Consider the following 1,147-nt stretch of genomic DNA (forward strand, 5'->3'; position numbering starts at 1 on the left):
ACGACCCCGAAGGCCCAGCGGCCGAGCTGGTCCTCGCCCGACGTCAGCGTCAGCGTGCCGTCGCCGGTCAGCTTGCTGGTGAACTGGCGCACCTTGGACGGCGTCGCCGGGCTTGCAGCCGGCTTGGCGGCGGCCTGCGGCGCAGCCGGGTCGATGGCGCGGGAATTGCCATTCTTGTCGGCGTAGCCGAGCGTTTCCTCGCCTGAGCCGCCCGTCACGCGCAGCGAAACGTCACTGCCTTCGGGAACCGTAAAGGTCGGGATGGCCTGGTTGGCGTCGGCGGTCAGGAAGATCGGCGGCTTGCCGGTGTAGGACGGCGGCGTCACCCAGGCGTCGATGCGCGGCGGCACGATATCGCGCGCGCCATGGGCATTGAAGCCGTCGCTGATCCTGCCGCCCGTCGGCCCGAAGGAGAAGGCGAAGGCGGTAACGAGCAAAAGTGCCGCCACCGCGCGCAGGGCCCAAGGGTCGCGCTCCGGCACGCGCGTGCGCGGCAGGTCGGCGCCGAGGTTGTCGAGCTTTCCGGCCATGCGCTTCTGGTGTTCGCGCCATAGCGCCTGCGAGAAGCTGCTTTCCCGGCCGCTTGGCCGGTCGGTCTGCACCAGCACCGGGCTGTGCAACAGTTGATTGGCTGCCTCGATGCGGCGGTCGATTTCGCCGGCGCCCGGCAGGCGGAAGAAACGCAGGGGATAAAGCGCGGCCAGTGCTGCTATGGCAAAGGCAGCGACCAGGCCGATGCGCGCCATATCCGGCAGCCGGGAGAATAGCCCGAGCCAGGAGATGCTGAGGAACAGGCTGGCAACGATGACGAGGGGAAGCAGCAACGGCCAGCCGCGCTCGACCACCATCGAGACCCGCGTGGCCAGCCTGCTCAAAGCCAGCCGCCCGGCGAGGCCGCGATCGCTGCTGAAGGTGGGTCGTTGCGTCATCGGCCCTTCCTTGAGCCTATGGCATCCCGAAACCGGGATGCGGCCCTATCCCTTTGAGCATGATCTGTTCCGAAAGGGATTCCATGTTTCGGGATCATGCTGTGGAGCGGGCAGATAGCCCGACGCCTCACGACTCAAAGAATACCAGCAAACACGGCAAAGGCGAGGCGGTTCGAAAAAACGTGAAGTGGACCGTTATAGTTCCATCCTGCATACCC

1 protein-coding gene is annotated in these 1,147 nt (G+C 66.4%); it reads right to left on the reverse strand.

The window, feature by feature from the left end; all coding sequences use genetic code 11:
- Positions 1-929, reverse strand: a 929-nt coding sequence (locus tag EN969_RS32130; RefSeq protein ID WP_127419790.1) for a DUF4175 family protein, incomplete at its 3' end; no start/stop codon positions are given.
- Positions 930-1,147 lie beyond the last annotated feature (218 nt).

This window comes from Mesorhizobium sp. M7A.F.Ca.CA.003.01.2.1, from assembly GCF_003998945.1.
Classification (GTDB): Bacteria; Pseudomonadota; Alphaproteobacteria; order Rhizobiales; family Rhizobiaceae; genus Mesorhizobium; species Mesorhizobium ciceri.